We start from the raw sequence: 17745 nt of genomic DNA on the forward strand, positions 1-17745 counted from the left end.
CCATTTGAAGGTATTAGATATTCAAATGGTTTTTATTAATAAGGATATTTGAATGCTTAATTTTAAGCAGCAACAAGCTGAGCACTATTTACTAAATAAAGTTGAAACCACGTTAGACTTTCCTTTTGGTGACGATGTTAAAGTCTTTAAAGTGAAAAACAAAATGTTTGCTACTTTGGCCATTGGAAAAATGGGCAAGGGTGATGGAGATAAACAAGACTGGTGGATGAACTTAAAGTGCGATCCAGATGAAGCTGTTATGTTACGTGATATATTTTCGTCAGTGGTTCCTGGCTATCACATGAACAAGCGTTTGTGGATCACAGTCATTTTAGATGGTTCAATTCCTCAAGGTGAGATTGAGCGAATGATGGATAACTCGTTTAAGTTAGTAGTCAGTAAAATGACCAAGAAAGATCAACAGTCTATCTTGGTGCACTTTTAAAAGGTTTATGCCATTACATTACTGATCCAAACCGTTTGATAAGGCGTTAATAGTAGCTCCTGTGTTAAGTTATTGATTTCTTTTTTGCTAATAAGCTCAAACCAAGATTCCGTGATAATTAAATTCAGTTCACTTAAGGGTAGTGCTATCACTTGGTCAGAAATATTACTTACACAAAATATACTTTGTTTTCTGTCTTGGCTTTGACGCCAAAACCCAAAGAGTTGTAAACCTAAATGGAGGGTAAATTGTGTCGCATTGGGATGAAATGCTGATTGTGTAATGCGAGTATTTAATAGTACTTTTAACGTTGATAGTACTTTTGCATGATGTAAATCTTTATCAGCGAGCGCTTCTTCCAAAGCCTCTTCTTGCCAACGATGTCGATTAATAGAGCGGTTATGATGGGTATTTGCTAATTTTTTATAGTCGTTTTGAGTGCCAAGCAGGCTATGTATATAGATTCCAGGTATACCTTCAAGGGCAAACATAATGGCATGAGCACAAATAAAACGTTCAAAATTCCATTCATCTTTACCGTTAACAGTGCCTTGCATCGCATCATAGAGTGAAATATTCATCTCATAGGCTTTTTGCTCGCCATTATCAGACGTGCGCCATGAAATTTTACCGCCAAAATTCTCTACTGTGTGCACCAAATTATCAAGTTCACTTTCACTTAATAAACCTTCTGCAGGACGTAAACCAATACCGTCATGTGAAGCAATAAAATTAAAGTACATGGTGCCGTCTTGTGAGGGAGGCATACTCATTAACCAGCGTTTTAAATATAAACAATTACCAGTGAGCAAAGTATTTAATAGTAAGGGCGGCAATGAAAAGTTATAAATACCGTGAGCTTCGTTTGCATTACCAAAGTAGGTCAGGTTTTGGGTATTAGGGATGTTGGTTTCGGTAATGATAATGGCTTGAGGCTCAGCCGATTCAATGAGTGTTCTCAATAATCGAACAACCTCATGAGTTTGGGGTAAGTTGACACTGGCTGATCCTACAACTTTCCATAAAAAGGCGATGGCGTCTAAGCGAAATATTTTCACGCCCATATCGAGGTACTGCCTGATGATTGACGTAAAGGCTTTTAATACTTCAGGATTACGAAAGTCAAAGTCGACTTGGTCATGACTAAAGGTACACCAGACAAATTTTTTGCCCTTACCCGTTTCTACTTCTTTCAATAAAGGGGATGTTCGCGGGCGAATGACATCCGATAAATTATCATCGGGTAGTGCAGTGAAAAAATAATCGCTACCTTGGCCTTCACCTTTAACAAAGTTATCAAACCATGCACTACGACTAGAGCAATGGTTAATAACAAGATCAGACATCAAGTGATAGTCCTTACTTATACACTCTATATCTTGCCATGTTCCCAATGACTCATTAACCGACGAATAATCAATAACGGCAAAACCATCATCGGAGCTGTAAGGAAAAAACGGTAAAATGTGCACACTATTAATGGTATTTTCAATAGTACGATCTAAAAAATGCTTTAACGTTTTTAATGGCGATTCATCTGCTTTGATAATGCTATCGCCGTAGGTGATTAAAATAATATCTTTTTCAGACCATTGGTTACTATAAGGTTTTACAACCGCTACCTCACTCGACAATCGCATAGTGTTAAGCAGGCCTTGGGCAATATCATCAAACGATTGCTCAAGGGCAACATCTTTATAAATAGTAGCAAGCTGCTGAGTTAGCTTGTTTTTTAGTTGATTAACCTGCATTTGCATAGTTTTATACCCCTTAAATACTCAGGACTCTATTTTTGACTAAATTCTTGGTTGTCTAATTCAACCGCTTCTTTTAATTGTGAAAGAATATCTGGAATAGCACTTACCACACGGTTCCACGAAGGAATAAAAGGCGTTTCCATGGGTTGTTCTAAGAACGTGCTTCCAGCGGTTAATATATTTTCAGCGAACATTTCTACTGCTTTTTCTTCACTATGAATATCAAGTTTAAGACCATTCATCATGGCGTCATTTCGATAGGTTTCCACGTAATCTAAGGCAATACGATAGTAGGTTGCTTTTAAAGTTCTAAACTTTTCAGTGGTGAATGTTTCACCTTGTGTGGCGAGTTTACGAATAAATGCTTTACTGATATCTATCGACATTTTAGATAAACCGGCAGTAGAATCATCTAAAGACATATCCTGATGTTTATGATCATAGGTTGATGCTATATCGACTTGGCAAATACGGTTTGGTGAATAGTTACGGTACATCTCAGATAACACACCAATTTCTAAGCCCCAATCACTTGGGATACGGATGTCGTTTAATACATCTCGTCGAAAAGAAAACTCACCGGCTAATGGGTACAAGAAACTGTCCATGTATTCAAGGTAATCGCAATGACCTACTGTTTTTTTCAGTGCTTTAATTAATGGGGTAACCAATAAGCGCGAAACACGACCATTAATTTTTCCGTCCGCGACACGCGCATAAAAACCTTTAGAAAATTCATAATTAAATAATGGATTGGCAACGGGATAGAGTAGCCGGTCAAGCAAGTCTCTTTCATAAGTCAAAATATCACAGTCATGCAACGCGATAGATTCTGCTTTGCCTGAGGCCAAAATATAGCCCATGCAATACCAAACATTTCGGCCTTTTCCTAATTCTTTAGGGGCTAAACCAAGAGCTTGTAATTTTGCATCAATCGCTTGTAATCGTGGACCATCATTCCACAATACACGGTGATGCTGAGGTAATTGACCAAAAAAGGATAGCGCATGTTTATACTGTTCGAGATCCGCTCTGTCCAAGCCGATAACAATTTCAGATAAGTACTTCACGTCTTTAATTTTATTAATTATATCAGGTAAGGCTTTGCCTTCTAATTCAGAGAATAAAGACGGTAACATAAGCCCTAAAGAACGAGTCTTTGAGAAGGTTAATAATTCATCTGCCATGTCCAATGGGTCACGTTGAGCCAAATTATGCAATGTAGTCACTGTGCCATTTTGATAAAAATCAGCCATGATTTTCTCCTGAGTTAAGTGAAGGTAAAGATGAAACTAGTTGATTAGCTAAAAGTGTTTGGATTGCATCAGCCCAACCCTCTGGACCGTATAATTGAGTTTTAGTGGTTTTATACTGACGGTATAATATTGGAAAATCATGAACAGGAGAGCGTACTTGTACCGCTATATCTGCTGCTTCTAACATAGCACTATCATTTTCTCCGTCTCCTAAGGCAATAGTGAAGATAGAAATGTTATCGAAATGCTCGCGGTATCGTTCAGTTAACCAAAGAAGTGCTTGCCCTTTATCGCAAAAATCCCCGACATGAATAAATCTTCCTCCTTGAACCACATTTGCACCTAAGCTAATCAATCGATCGACAAAGGATTTTTTAGTCGCTTCATCGCCTAGCCAATGAAGCGGCTCAGCAAATTGTCGTTGTTTAGCTCGTTCAGTTTCAGCTAAATTTAACCCGGTGATTTTGCACAACTCTGTTGCTGATAAGGTTGAAAAGCTCTGGTAGTCAGCGCTAAATTCATCAGCGTGATCTGCTAATAAAGTTATCCAATGTTGCCTAGGTAAACTAAATGATTTTACCCAATAACTATCAATAAGGATCGTATCCGCAGGCTGTGTTTTGAAGGTGTTTATTGGTATGTATATCGCAGCACCATTTTCTATAATGAATGGTGTATTTAAATGAAGTTCACGCTGAATTATTGTTAATTCAGCGAGTGTTTTACTGGTATTTAAAATGACTGGTACCCCTGCACTTTCCAATTGCTGGAGTGTTTTTTCTGCGGCGGTTGATTGATAAGTGAAGTGGTCAAGCAGCGTGCCATCTAGATCACTGAAAATAAGCGTTTTCAACTTCCTCATATACTTTCCGTTATAGATATTTTTGTGATTTGACGGTCGTAATTTAAGTAAAAAATAGCGTCAGCTGATTGTGGAAATGTCTTACAACCTTGAACGCTAAGTCTCTGGAAAAATTGAGTGAAATTGAGTATTTCTGCGGGAGACATAATTTTTGAATTTATTAAATCGATATTTCTGTCTTTTAATTTTTGTTCTTGCTCTAAACGCCATTTATATACGCAATCGAATGAAGGCGCTTGCAGTGCTAACCAGAAATCCATTTTTTTATATAAAGGTTTATAAGCGATTTTAAGTTGTTGATTAACATAATCTCGCCATTCCCCGGTTTTATCATATTGGGATTCAAGTTCATTGATTGGCGCTTTTAGTTGCTCTACTGTTTGTGGCTCTACGCCCCAGCACCAACCTTCGACTATGATTATATCTGCGGGTTTTTCAATGTTCGGCCATTGTTCTTCAGGATAAGGGTTATCAGTAGCTTTGTTGAATTTTTGAATAGAAAACCCTGTTTTCTTTTCCTTCAACTGGGTTAACACATGATTAAGTTCAACAACATCATGTGTTCCTGGTACGCCTCGTGTTGCTAATAAAGGGTGAATGTCGTGTGCTAACGTGCTGCGCTTTTCGCTCGAAAAATAAAAGTCATCTAAGGACATCACCACAACATTGAGTTGGTACTGTGTCGTTAAATAGGTGGCAATGAAATCAGTTAATGTTGACTTACCACTTCCCTGACAACCATTTATACCGACAAAATAAGGCTCTTTATTTTGCGTAAATCGGTTAAATATCTGATCCGCCAATGGTTGGTAATATTCGTTGACCGTAAGTTTAAATTCTTCAGGTAAGTTGTGTTGTTTAATAAAAGTTGAAAGCATTATTTCCATCCTAAATAAAAAATACAAGTTATGGTTGTTATATCAAATCTTATGCCATTCTAGTTATAACTTAATTATTTATTATAATCCCTTGTAAAATAATGATTATTTATATTTATGTGATTTGTTGTTATGTGTTTTTAATCTATTGAAAGTGCACGGTTTTAAAACAATTGCCAAATGTTGGTGCAATTAAAAAACAGTAATTAAGCAATTAAATAGTGTGTGGACTGTATTTTAGATAACAACATGCCACAAATAAATTTTGATAAATATGACTAACTCATTACAACATGTCATTGTGATTAACAAAGCCGCTTAGCATGCCAAATTTTCAACGTAGTTAATCGAAGGGAGAGGTTTTATTAGCAGTATTTAGTTGTCGAGCTAATTTTTAGTGCAACGATAGATGAATAGAAGATTTTGTAATACCGTGATTCTTGACAACCCAATCCGAACAACTGAGCTTGAGGTGATGATTGATAACTCATTTAAGTTAGTCGTCAGTAAAGTGACCAAGAAAGATCAGCAGTCTATTCTTTTGCATATAGGCAGTTAGCTTCTGTTATATGCGTATTGGTTATCTAGATGACAACCAATCGCCAATGTCTTGTAAAGACTTCGGTTTACATAACCAAAACCCCTGTAGTTCATCGCAGTTAAGTTCTTTCATAAGTTGATACGTCTCTGTATCTTCAACACCTTCAGTGACAACTTTATATCCTAGGCCATGCGCCATATCAATTGATGCTTTAACGATAATACGTGAACTTTCGCTGTTAGTTATATCTAGAATCAAAGAACGATCCAGCTTAATTTCTGAAGCAGGAAGTTGCTTCAGATAAGATAATGAAGAGTAACCTGCACCAAAATCATCAATAGAAATTTTTAAGCCAAGTGACGTCAGTTGATTCAAAGCTATTAGCCCTGCTTCAGGTTCATCCATCGCGGCAGTTTCTGTCAATTCAAGAAAGATCTTCGATGGATCTACTTGGTACTTTTCTAATATTTCTTCAATTCGGTCTTTCAGTCGCTCACTTAACAAGTCTTTCGCTGAGATGTTGATAGACATATTGCCTGAATAGCCAATACTACGAAGCCATTGAAGATCTTTCGCTGCACGCTCAATGACCCATAAGGTCAGCTTTTTAATAACACCGGTTTGTTCTGCCAAAGGCACAAAGTCAGCAGGTGAAACAAATCCTTGTTTGGGATGTTGCCAACGAATCAATGCTTCTAAACCGACAACTGTATTGTCCTTTAAATTTAGCTTCGGTTGATAATGCAATGTAGGTTCATCATTCTTGAGTGCCTCTCTTAAATCAGACATGAGAGTTAAACGACTTTCATTATAAATATCCAACGCATGATCATAATAACGAATGTGATCGGTCGAATTATGTGAACTTTCCATTGCCACTAATGCATTACGAATTAATTGCGCTGCATCAAGACCATGTTCAGGGTAAAGCGCACCACCAATTAAGGGCTCAAGCTCTATGGAAAGCAAATCCATTTCAATGGGTAATGAAAGCTTTTTGGTAAAACTCTGGTACTGTTCTCGGTTTTTTACAAAGATATTTTGCCTTATCAATACCCCAAAAGTATCGCCAGTTAACTGAAATATAGCATCCGTAGCCCCTGGTGAATGTGTTGAAGTAACCACGCCGGGCATGCGGCTGAGAGATTGATTTAGACGTTCTGAAATCGTTCGGAAGATTCGCTCTACACTTGAAATACCTAATGTTCTCGTGATTTCATTTATACGTGTGACTCTTGCAACAAAGATAACAAAACGCTCATGTTTGTGTTTGCTAAACATAGTGTTTGCCAGCACTTCAAAACGGTTTCGGTTGGCTAAGTTCGTAATGGGATCGCGCATCATTGTTTCGGATAGCTGGCGCTGAATTGCGAGTCGCTGCTGCTCTTTTTGTATGTTTGCAGCTTGGGCAATAATTTTGTCTTCTCTTTCTCTATACAATCGGTCAGCCAAAGCTAATGTTAGGATTAAGGCTTCTAAACCGGATCCTAATTGCATCGCATATTCGGTAAAAAAGTTGTTCTGTAGAATACCTGATGATCGCCCTGCAGTTGCGGCGAAACCGATAGTTAAAGGTATCCAAGCAATGGTAAAAAATACACCTGCTCGTCTTTTAGCCCACCATGAGATAGGACCGGCAAAAAACAAAACAACAAATAAAACCACTGCAGAAACGGCTGATATCCGAACCGCCGTGTTGTAATCAAAAAATACGGCAGCAACCATATTAAAATATTCGAAATAGATCATGCCACGAAGGGCCATATCCAATACACGACTATGTTGTTTGGTTTGCAAGAATTCACGCGCAAACAGTAAGGAGAATAATGCAAGGAAAGGCATTGAAGATAGAAATAGTTGGCTATTAACTGCTGGCAAGTCAGGAAAAAATAATTGCTGGCCATAACCTCTAAAGGTAATGAAAAATAGAATATAACCTGTCGTTGCTAATGAATAGTACAGATACAACTTTTCACGCAAGGTAAAAAATATAGCCAAATTAATTAGAATGATGATGAAAAGGGAGCCGTAGTAGAAAAAATGGAATTTTTGTTCTTTAGCCGCAAATTCGAAAAAATTATTCTCTTGCCATATTCTGACTGGCAATATCATAGAGCCTTGGGTCTTTATTCGAGCATATAGATCTACGTTTTCACCTGCTTGCAATTGAAAACGAAATAACATGTTAGGGTGTTCAATATCGCGAGGATAAAAGGGCTTACTGTCACCAATATCTAAGGATCGAACTGAGCCATCCGGCTGTATGGCATAAAAAATCACATCATCTAGCAGTGGATATGCTATTTCAAAGACAAGGTTTTTAGTCTTGATTTCAGCATTATTAATATTTAGACGTAACCAGAGCTGTGAGTGACTAAATCCAAGAGATATGTTGCCTTTTTCTGTCTTTGTCCATTGTGCGTCAGGCAATTTGATTATGCTTTCAAAGCTATGCCCTTTATCTGCATCTTCAAAATATTCAAACGTGACATTAGCATCGGAGGGGGTGGCTTCATTAATAGAATTAATTGGCAGACTAGTACTTGAAGCACTAGCGCACGACAGAGTAAAAATAACTAGGAGCCAAGTCAGGATAGTTAACTTAATACGCTTTAATTGAGGTTTATACACGAAGTTATATATATCCTTTTAGTACAAACATAGCACAATAGTAAAAACATAACAGAAATGTCTTAAGTAGCTGAGTATCGGAAGACGCGCTATTTATGAGCTATTCAACAGTGTGGTATTGAGAAAGACTAACTTTAAGTTAATAGGCTAATTACTAGATAGGATCAAAATATTACGGAATAACGTGAACAATTATGGCTCAATTTCACAAACTATTTTTACCTTAAGTTATTGAGCCTATGAAAGATAACTCATCAGCGTTGGATATTGGAAAATGACCAAGAAAGAAAAAGCATCTCTCTTGGTGCATGTGTTATCTCTTAACAATACTTATTATCTTTGGGGTGCGAATTTTGGTAATTTGATAGTAATTGATTGTGTTGCGATTTCTTTATCACTTAAGAACAATTTAATCACTTCAGTGACTTCGGGCGAAACCATGAAAAGGTTATGCCCGGCATTAATTACTTTTACTTGCGTTAAATTCGATAAGCCCTGCGTAGCCAACTTTTGCGAGTTAATGTAAGTTCTTCCATCTAATGTGCCAGTCAATAAAAGGGTAGGAATATCACTAATGGGATCTTCTCGAAAACTATCTCCCAAATCTAAGCCTGTTACTGCTTTATTTAAATGTGGCATTGGAAAGTTAAGTGCTAAGCCGAGTAGTGATGTTTTTGCTTGTTCATTAACTAATGCCAACCTTTCATCGGTAATACCTGATGCAATATCCATAGCAAATGACATAGCATCAAATGAAATGGGGGTATTTGAAAAATAACCACGTTTTAATACTTCAACCAACATAGTATCACTGCCTTGTTCTAAGCTTTTATACAACATCAATAAGTGTTTTACACCGCGCTGAGGATCTGAAATCATCGAAGAGGCGATAATTTGTAAGTGTACTTTTTGAAATAACATGTCAATGTTAGAGGCACCTCTTTGAGGAATACTCATTGGCATCGGGCTTTCATCTAATTTTTTGTGTACGCTGTGTATCAGTTTAACAATGTCTGGATACGCACTTTTAGCCTCTGGCTGAGTATTTATCGCTTGTTGTAATCGTGCAAAATAGGCATTAGTTTCTGCAGGTAATTTCACTGTTTGGTTTAATCCTTCCGCACTGGCAATAACGACTTTATCAATTTTTCCTTTTAGTTCTTTCATTGCTGAAAAAGCAAGGTGGCTGCCGTAAGATATTCCCCATAAGGTTACTTTTTTTGCTTGTAGGTGCTTTCTTAAATCATCTATATCTAAAGCGCTTTGCGTTGTTGTATAACCTAAAATATCAACACCTTCGCTTTGCCAAAACTTGACACATTCATTGGCTGATTTTTGGTATAACTGAGTTACACTATTGTTGGTTAATTTAGTTGTTAGCGGTAACGTTTGTGATGAAACACATTTAGGCGCTGTTTTAGATGCACCGGTACCTCGTTGGTCTAATGCTATTACATCACCAAACTCTCTTAACGCCATAAACAAAGGAAAGCGAAAGTTTGGATATTTAGCTGTATCTATTCCTGAGCCTCCAGGGCCGCCCGATAAATAAATTATTGGTGAGCCATTTTTATTACCTGTTGCTGGAAAGCGAACATATTTAACGGGAATTGTTCGACTCGCTTTATTACTGCGATTTTCAGGAACCGTGATAAAACCTTCATAGGCATCCGTCTTTATGCCATCCATAGTTTCGAAAATAATGGCATTTTCATTACTATAAATAACGTGTTGCGTGGTGGTTTTTTGGTTATCATTTGCTTGAATGTTAGCGGAAGCGATAGTTAATAATGCCGCAAGTGATAATAGATGATGTTTATTTAATCCAAAATTTATCATGAACTTTCCTTTAAATAGAGTGTGTTTTCTGGAATCATTAAATCCGCTTATTTAGACTAATGCATGTTATATTCCGTTAAGTGCATCATTTTTATGGGTAAAACGTATGAGCGGTATGAAAAAACCGATAAGCGGTATGGTGATTTAATAATGAAAAAGGTAATTTTTAGCGGTATTCTTTGTTTATTGCTGTTTTTTATCAGCGTAAACAAGGTTTATGCTCAATCAATTATTTCAATTGATAATGAATCGATTGTTGTTTGCTTGGCAATATCGGCCTTTACGACACCACCTACTTTTGATGAAGATAATTGTCATAGCCAACATTTATCTACCGTTGATCCTCAAAACAAAGCTATTTGGTTGAAAGCCAACTTACCTGTAACGCAACGTTACTTACAACGGCAGCAACCCTCGGGTTTATTTGTTTTTGCTAAGATGTCGAGCGAAGTGTTTTTTAATGGCCAGCGACTGGGTAATAACGGCACACCAGATGTACTTTCAAATAAAGAGTTTGTCGGTCAAATGGATGTCAGGTTTTATGTGCCGCCCAAGTTAATCAAGCAAGGTGATAATGAGGTTATTATTTATGCTTCTTCACATCACGGCTTTATATCGTTAGCAAGCCCAATTCATTTTATTGGCTTAGCTGAATACGACGACCCACAGTCATTTTTCCAACGTGATTTATGGCTTTTATTAAGTTTATTAGGTGCGTTATTATTGGGGAGTATTGCGTTAGCAACCATCGCATTTCAATCGGAAGATAAAAAAAGCACACTGCTACTGTTACTTATGGCGGTGTTATCCAGTGGGCAATTATTTATTGAAGTTAGTCGAGCGCTGTTTAGCTATAGTTACCCTTTTCAGGATTTAAGATTAATCACTATAACGTTGTTCGCTTTAGGTTTTGGTTTTAGTTTTTTGGCTTTTTCACTTCAAAAATATAATAGCTCACACACTAAAACTTGGTTGTTAAGTACATTGTTATTAAGCATGTTAGCGGTAACGTTAATTCCGGGTTTTGACGGAAAGACCGCAATGGCTATTTTGGTTCCCACCTTAAATAGTTTGATATTTATCAGCGCTAAATACTTTAAAGAACGCGATAAAAAATTATTAACCGTGGTATGTATTTACGCTTTTTTCTCACTGAGCATAGTACTGACGTTTTCTTCTTTTCATGCTAATTATTTTTACTACATTGTTACGGCAATGATAACTTTCTTCGTCATTAATAAAGCCAATGAGCTAGTTAAAGAAAAATATCTTAGAAAAAAAGAAAGTGAACAAGTATTAAAGTTACAGCTGAAGTTAGAGCAAATTCAGCAAAAAAGTACGCCGACAAAATTAAAGTTAACCAGTGCAGGAAAAACTGAATTCCTACTTACCCAAGATGTTGAATATTGCAAAGCTGCCGGCGATTATGTTGAAATCTTCCTTGTTAATAAACAGCTCTCTTTATTTAGTGGTACGTTAAAAGCCATAGAGGAACAATTACCTGCAACGTTTATCAAGGTGCATCGTTCTTATATTGTTAATTTAGAACAAGTCGTTTCAATCTTGTCTAATAAGCAAGGAGCGACAAGTGGTGGATTGTTAATGTTACAAACAGGTGCTGAAGTTCCCGTTAGTCGAAGAATACTACCAAGGGTACGAGAGGTAGTGAAAGGCAATGTGGAATGAGAAAACAATGAAGTGAATGGTTATGCGATCCAAGTAATAACAATAATTATCAGATATATAGGTAGTCTAGTGATTGTTGGTGACTCAATTATAAAAGGGTAGAACGTTCGTATGATGGGTAACTCGTTTAAGTTGGTGATGAGGAAAATGACCAAGAAAGATCAGCCATCAATTTTGACACATTTGTAATGTACTATCCCTTAGGCCTTCATACCAAAAAGCACCAAACTTGTGAATGGTGCTTTTTGTAAATTGGCATAATTAAGCCGTTACTTAAATATGCCTAGTGGTAGGTAATAGTAAATACCGAGACTGGTGGAACAGGCTCTTCATTTTCATGGTCACCTAAAATATAGACTTGCCCATCTCTTATCGCTAAATCACTCGGGTCAGTAACATCTTCATTATCTAGATCAAATACCGCGATAATTTCACCGACTAAGTTTAGTTGAATTACCTTAGTAAATGTTTCAGATAAAACATAAACATGACCATCACTATATTGAACACCTTGTGCATCGTAAGCAAAAATACTGCCATTGGTTTCTTCAGGGAAAGTAATATCGTGTTTTTCTTTTAAGGAGAAGTCACGGTTCAAAATGATTAATACATCTTTATCGTCTTCATTACCTTGGTCAGGCACTAAGAAGTATTCCCCTGAACTTTCATCCTTTCCTAAGCCGGAATAACGATAGCCATGACCATCATCATTCTTTACATCAATGTGATGTTCTTTTGTTAACTCATAGACATCGTTGACTTTATTAAACTGTCCAACTAAACCCGTATCCGTTAAGGCGAAAAATTCATCTACGCCGCCCACAATGGCTTCAGTACAGCCTTGATTACAGTTAATACTGTCAAAATTAATTTCAACACGTGATGTTTTATTGAAGTCACTATCAAGGGTAAACATTTCTGCTTGGTCAGTAATTATCATCCAAGTATCATCAAACATTGACCAAATACCTGATGGCTGCACGATGTCTTCAGATAATGGATATTGTGCAACTAAGGTTAACTCACCGCTATCTTCAATCGGTCCTGCGCCAATGAGATCGTCTTTATCCATAACTAAGTAAATATTATTTTCTATATCACTGGTTGAAACGGCAATACGGCCATCGGGCATTAAGCTAATATCATTAAAGGCTGTTGTCTCAAAGCCTTCTAAGTACCAAGAGTCGTTGTGCGTTAATGTAGAACCCTCGGCCTCGTAAAGCATTACCATGTCGTTGTTGTCAGCTTCGGCTAATAAGAAAAATTTCTCTTCAGTAATCGAGATGCCGTTAACGGCAATATCTGCGGTTAATTCATAGTTAATTGATTGCTCAGTTTCTGCATTGAAATGTACTAATTGATGGGCTACTTGGTCATATAACCAAATGTTTTTATTGCCTTCTTCATCAAGCGTAAGCTCGGTAAACTCTGCACCTTCGTTTACAGTCCATTGGGTGGTTTTGTCTGTACTACGATTATATTGAGAAAGTACATTGTCACCCGAGACAAACCAAATGAGATCTTCCTGACGTTCAAGGTCTACCGCGTTCATTGCTTCGTTCGACTGTTGTGCTACGGAGTGATAAAACAACTCATTTGAATCACCATCTATAAAACCGTACTCTTTATTTGCTTGGTGTATATCAAACATTGGCCAATTGATATCTATGCTAGTAATCGCATCAACTACCTGCTCTTCTTCAGGGTAGGTTACGTACATGGCTAATGGAAAGTCATCTACCATAGAAGAGCCTTCAATGGGCAAAACTAATTCAAGTGCTGGGTTAGTTGGCACTGGCGTTATAGGGGTAGTACTTGAATCATCATCACTATCACATGCAGATAAAAGTGAGATAAGAGATAGGGCTATTAGTGATTTTTTAAACATTGTTTTTGCTCCGTAATATTTTGTACTGCAACAGTAGCAAGGCGGTTGTCAACGATGTGTCAATGGCTTTTGTAAATACTGTATTTTTATTATTAAAAGGTAGATACAAAAAAAGCCCGTACTGCTAAAGCAACACGGGCAAGGGGGAAAACGGTAGTGAGTTAAATGACAATACTCGCTATTTTCAGCTTAAAAAAGGGCGAGTAACATGGTGATTACACTGATTATTAAGCTTAATAAGAGTAAAAGTAACATAGTATTAAACAACCACTTTATCGGGTAATAAACACGGGGTTTTTTCTTTTTAAGTTGTTTAGCTGAGGCTAAAAATGGCGTAACTTTAGCAAACAATTTGTTCACAATACCCGCTTGGTCTCCTTCTATATTCGGTACCAACATTTGTGTAATGAGCTTTTTGTAAAAAAAGTTGATGAGCTTGCCAAAGATGTTCATTGGTCTTTCTACATCACACATAAGAATGAGTCGGGTTTCATCGGTGTTATTTTCTACATAGTGTAAATAAGTTTCATCAAACATGAAGGCTTCACCATTGCGCCATGATTGACTCTTACCATCAACATTAATAAAACACTGGTCACTATTTGGTGTATCTAAAGCCAGATGATATCTTAATGAACAAGCTGCGGGATCTAAGTGTCGAGTTAATTTAGAGCGTGGCGGTAATACGGTAAACATGGCACCATTAATCGCCGGGATTTTATTGATTAACGCGACAGTATTAGGGCAGTGTGCTAATGCTGAATTAAGTGTTGTGCCATACCAAGTACAATAAAATTTACTCCAACCATACTTATAAAAAGTGCGAAAGCCGACATCATAAAAGCTATCATTTTGCTTATTGGTGGTTTGCTCAAAATAGCCATTGTCTAATAACGCCTTAGCTTCTTTAGCGATCACTTGCCAGTTATCTTCAAGCATCGTTAAATGATCAAAATGACTGGTTTTAATGAAAGGAGTAGATGCCCACTTTTTAGTTGCCATATATAACATTACGTTAAGCGGCGCAAAAATAGGCCAGCCTTTTCGTAAATATTCTACAGCACTCGCAAATTTTACAGCGCCTCTGAAATGGTAAACATAGATGGCGGAGCAAATAGAAAACAAGACTAATAGCATTGTGATGGTATTAACATTCATGGCTTTAATTACGTGTAGCTTAATAGAGGTACACAGTGTAAAAGTTAGCTTGTCAATAAAGTGTCAATGCTACGGGCTTAACGAAGGGCGTTAAGCATTGACACTTTATCGACAAAGCGTTCTGTATTATATTTTAACTAGCCTAGCAAACTTATGCTTTAGCTAAATATAATGCTGTTGATGAATACACTCAAAGGAAAAACATGGCTTCTCCAATCGCTACAATGCGCGTATTAATCGCGGAAGATAATTTAGATATTGCTGAAAATATTGGCGATTTTTTAGAGATGAATGGTCATCATGTCGATTATGCTTATGATGGTTTAATGGCTGTTGAGCTCTTTAATCAGCATGATTTTGATGTCGTGGTGATGGATATAATGATGCCTAAAGTCGACGGCCTTAAAGCCACTGAACAAATTAGGCAAAGCCCCCGAGGTGATGTACCTATTATTATGCTAACTGCTAAAGATACTTTAGCGGAGAAATTAGACGGTTTTACGGCTGGCGCGGATGATTATCTTGTGAAGCCTTTTGCTATGCCAGAGCTTTATGCGCGCCTTCAAGCACAAGTGAGAAAGTCACAAACGAGTTACCACCACCAATTTTCGGTTGAAAATATTATGTTAGATCATAATGATAAGTCAGCCGCTATCAGTGGAAAGCCATTAGTGCTCAATCCAACAACGTTTAAAATCATGTGGCAACTTGCCAAGGCCTATCCAAACCTTGTCGCTAAAGCTGAGCTAGAATTTTTATTGTGGGGAGATTTACCTCCAGAGAACGATATTTTACGGAGCCATATTTATAACTTAAGGCAGTCACTGGCTAAATGTAATGATGATATTTCAATACTTGCGAAACATGGGCAAGGTTATCAACTTGTTCTAAAAAATAAGCTCGCGAGTACGCATAAGTTGAGTAAATAACATGGTTCATTTAAGTTTAAGTCAGCGTGTTAAGGTGACCTTTATTACCAGCTTTATACTGTTATCATTGATTAGCTTAGTGCTACTTTTTGCGACGACTAAAGGCATAGAAGACTATATTTTTGAGCGAGAGCTAATACTCAATATAGAGCAATATCAACAAGCTGAACGTCGTGGTGAAAAAACGCTATTACCCACCGTCATTACCGTTTATTCCGATGTGTCTGAACTACCTGATAATTTAGGGATATATATAGATGAAACGGCTATCGGTGTTTATGAGCTAGACCACCCCGAAGACTTAGATTACCACTATGCTATTACAGAAAACGCAGCAAAAAATCAGCAAATATTTTTATTTGACGTTAATCGCATTGAGCTATCCGAAGACTTAGAGAGAGAAATGTTTAGGTACTTGCTCATTGGTTTTATTGTGCTCTTTATTGTCTTCTTTTTAATTTTTCAATTAGTGGTTAAGCGCGCATTAGCCCCTATGTTTCAGTTGATTGAGCAAGTAAAGCAGCAAACATACCAACCTAAAACAAAACAAAATCATGATTTTAAATATCAGCATCCAGAAGATAATGAGCTAGGACTTTTATATAAAACATTTGGTGATTACAGTAAACGTATTGAAAAGTTTATTCAACGAGAGCAAGAGTTTTCAGGTTTTGCCAGTCATGAATTACGTACACCAGTTATGATCATTAAAGGCGCCACTGAGCTATTACAGTTACAGCAAGATGAATGTAAACACTTAGCCAAACCATTAGCGCGCATCGAAAGGGCAACCCACAGCATGGAAGGTATGATTGAAATGCTATTAAGTTTGTCACGAGAACAATATCGTACTCAATCTCAGTTACAGCCAATTGATGCAACATTTTCCCAAGTACTTCACTCTTTTAAAGAACAGGCGTTATTAAAAAGTAAAGTGGTACAGGTCGTCGGTGAATTATCATCCACTATTCAGATTGAGAAAATACCCGCTGAAATTATATTTTCTAATATTATTAAAAATGCCATTCAACATGCAACGGCTTCGGGTATCGAGATTAAGCTAACAGATAAAACATGCGTAATAAGTAATAGCGTTATGAAAGCGCAGCCAGGGCCTACTTCTTTGCCAGAACAAGGTTATGGTTTAGGAACATTGATTATTGAAAGGATTTGTTTACAGCATCATTGGCAATATAAGACATGGATTGACAATGATCATTATTTCGTTGAAATTTCCTTTGATGAGCCTCAAGTTTTTAACTGTGTATAGTGAAGTATGAATAAACGTTTATGGAATACAATCATTCTTGATTGCTCAATTCCCCAAGGTGAAATTGAGCGCATGATGGATAATTCGTTTAAGCTAGTGGTAAGTAAAATGACCAAGAAAGGTCAGCAGTCGATTTCTATTCATTATTAACCAGTGCTACACTGTTAAAATCAATTCAACCAAATGATTAAATACGTGCGTTTATTTAATAAATCACTTTGTTTTTTAGCATTTCTATTGCTAATTGTAACGCTAGGGGGCATGACCACTTCCAGTGAAATTAATCATTCAGTTGAGTATAAATTGCCTATTGCTGAAATTGATAACCTCGTTAATAGCGTTGCTATTTTTGTTAATATTAATCAGGCTGCAAATTTCAATCATTTAAATCAAATTACTTTTGATTATATTCTGGTTGTTCTATTAGTTTTATTTTTGGTCTGTGTTGTAAATTATCAATGGTATAAGCCAACCACATCACCACCTCCTTGGTATATAGCTTTAAGGCATGGGTCGCGTTTAAAAATCTCAGGCTGGAAAACCAGTAACTTGCAGTATAAAGCTCAGCTAACCTACTCACATTAGTTTCATGTTCTATTTTATTC

15 protein-coding genes are annotated in these 17745 nt (G+C 37.0%); 7 read left to right on the top strand and 8 right to left on the bottom strand.

The features are described from left to right. Nucleotides 1-52: 52 nt before the first annotated feature. Entirely contained in the window at nt 53-445 is a 393-nt protein-coding gene (locus CXF85_RS11550) for an MmcQ/YjbR family DNA-binding protein (protein ID WP_101228688.1), read from the top strand. Between the two features lie 5 nt (nt 446-450). Here CXF85_RS11550 and CXF85_RS11555 read toward each other — a convergent pair whose 3' ends face one another. From CXF85_RS11555 to CXF85_RS11570, 4 genes are read right to left on the bottom strand one after another with little or no spacing between them, the layout of a single operon-like run. After that, nucleotides 451-2196: an alpha-amylase family glycosyl hydrolase gene (locus CXF85_RS11555; RefSeq protein WP_101228730.1), complete on the bottom strand. Its 1746-nt coding sequence runs from the start codon at nt 2194-2196 to the stop codon at nt 451-453. A gap of 35 nt (nt 2197-2231) precedes the next feature. Then, the gene (locus tag CXF85_RS11560; RefSeq protein ID WP_101228689.1) at nt 2232-3458 is read right to left on the bottom strand and encodes a glycosyl transferase; all 1227 of its coding nucleotides are present in this window, start codon (nt 3456-3458) and stop codon (nt 2232-2234) included. Next, nucleotides 3451-4320 (bottom strand): HAD-IIB family hydrolase, encoded by an 870-nt coding sequence (locus CXF85_RS11565; protein WP_101228690.1) that lies wholly within the window; start codon nt 4318-4320, stop codon nt 3451-3453. Before CXF85_RS11565 ends, CXF85_RS11560 begins: the two co-directional genes overlap by 8 nt. Then, nucleotides 4317-5198, bottom strand: a complete 882-nt coding sequence (locus CXF85_RS11570) for a kinase (protein ID WP_101228691.1) — start codon at nt 5196-5198, stop codon at nt 4317-4319. Before CXF85_RS11570 ends, CXF85_RS11565 begins: the two co-directional genes overlap by 4 nt. 409 nt (nt 5199-5607) lie before the next feature. On the opposite strand from CXF85_RS11570, the gene CXF85_RS22955 reads away from it, so the two are divergent. Next, a complete protein-coding gene (locus tag CXF85_RS22955; protein WP_198555601.1) occupies nt 5608-5757 on the top strand; it encodes a hypothetical protein in 150 nt (49 codons plus the stop codon). A gap of 21 nt (nt 5758-5778) precedes the next feature. On the opposite strand, the gene CXF85_RS11575 is transcribed toward CXF85_RS22955, so the two are convergent. Then, complete coding sequence (locus CXF85_RS11575; protein WP_232771170.1) at nt 5779-8370, bottom strand: EAL domain-containing protein; 2592 nt, start codon at nt 8368-8370, stop codon at nt 5779-5781. A gap of 333 nt (nt 8371-8703) precedes the next feature. After that, on the bottom strand, nt 8704-10209 hold the full coding sequence (locus CXF85_RS11580) for an alpha/beta fold hydrolase (RefSeq protein WP_101228692.1): 1506 nt from the start codon (nt 10207-10209) through the stop codon (nt 8704-8706). Nucleotides 10210-10359: 150 nt separating this feature from the next. Between CXF85_RS11580 and CXF85_RS11585 the strand changes: the two genes are divergently transcribed. After that, nucleotides 10360-11895 carry a LytR/AlgR family response regulator transcription factor gene (locus CXF85_RS11585; RefSeq protein WP_157829086.1) on the top strand — a complete coding sequence of 512 codons (1536 nt, stop codon included), beginning with the start codon at nt 10360-10362 and terminating at the stop codon, nt 11893-11895. 283 nt (nt 11896-12178) lie between these two features. On the opposite strand, the gene CXF85_RS11590 is transcribed toward CXF85_RS11585, so the two are convergent. Further along, nucleotides 12179-13783, bottom strand: coding sequence for a hypothetical protein (locus CXF85_RS11590; protein WP_101228694.1), 1605 nt, complete (start codon nt 13781-13783; stop codon nt 12179-12181). A gap of 189 nt (nt 13784-13972) precedes the next feature. Further along, nucleotides 13973-14941, bottom strand: a complete 969-nt coding sequence (locus CXF85_RS11595) for an aspartyl/asparaginyl beta-hydroxylase domain-containing protein (protein WP_101228695.1) — start codon at nt 14939-14941, stop codon at nt 13973-13975. Between the two features lie 203 nt (nt 14942-15144). Between CXF85_RS11595 and CXF85_RS11600 the strand changes: the two genes are divergently transcribed. The 4 genes from CXF85_RS11600 to CXF85_RS11610 all read left to right on the top strand — a co-directional run bounded on the left by CXF85_RS11600 (nt 15145) and on the right by CXF85_RS11610 (nt 17725). Continuing rightward, a complete protein-coding gene (locus CXF85_RS11600) occupies nt 15145-15870 on the top strand; it encodes a response regulator transcription factor (RefSeq protein WP_101228696.1) in 726 nt (241 codons plus the stop codon). A gap of 1 nt (nt 15871) precedes the next feature. Continuing rightward, nucleotides 15872-17140 carry a sensor histidine kinase gene (locus CXF85_RS11605; protein WP_101228697.1) on the top strand — a complete coding sequence of 423 codons (1269 nt, stop codon included), beginning with the start codon at nt 15872-15874 and terminating at the stop codon, nt 17138-17140. Nucleotides 17141-17146: 6 nt separating this feature from the next. Next, nucleotides 17147-17290, top strand: a complete 144-nt coding sequence (locus CXF85_RS22960) for an MmcQ/YjbR family DNA-binding protein (RefSeq protein ID WP_198555602.1) — start codon at nt 17147-17149, stop codon at nt 17288-17290. A 111-nt stretch (nt 17291-17401) separates the two neighbouring features. Further along, nucleotides 17402-17725 carry a hypothetical protein gene (locus CXF85_RS11610; protein ID WP_101228698.1) on the top strand — a complete coding sequence of 108 codons (324 nt, stop codon included), beginning with the start codon at nt 17402-17404 and terminating at the stop codon, nt 17723-17725. Nucleotides 17726-17745 lie beyond the last annotated feature (20 nt).

Origin of the sequence: Colwellia sp. 75C3 (assembly GCF_002836255.1) — a bacterium.
Classification (GTDB): Bacteria; Pseudomonadota; Gammaproteobacteria; order Enterobacterales; family Alteromonadaceae; genus Colwellia.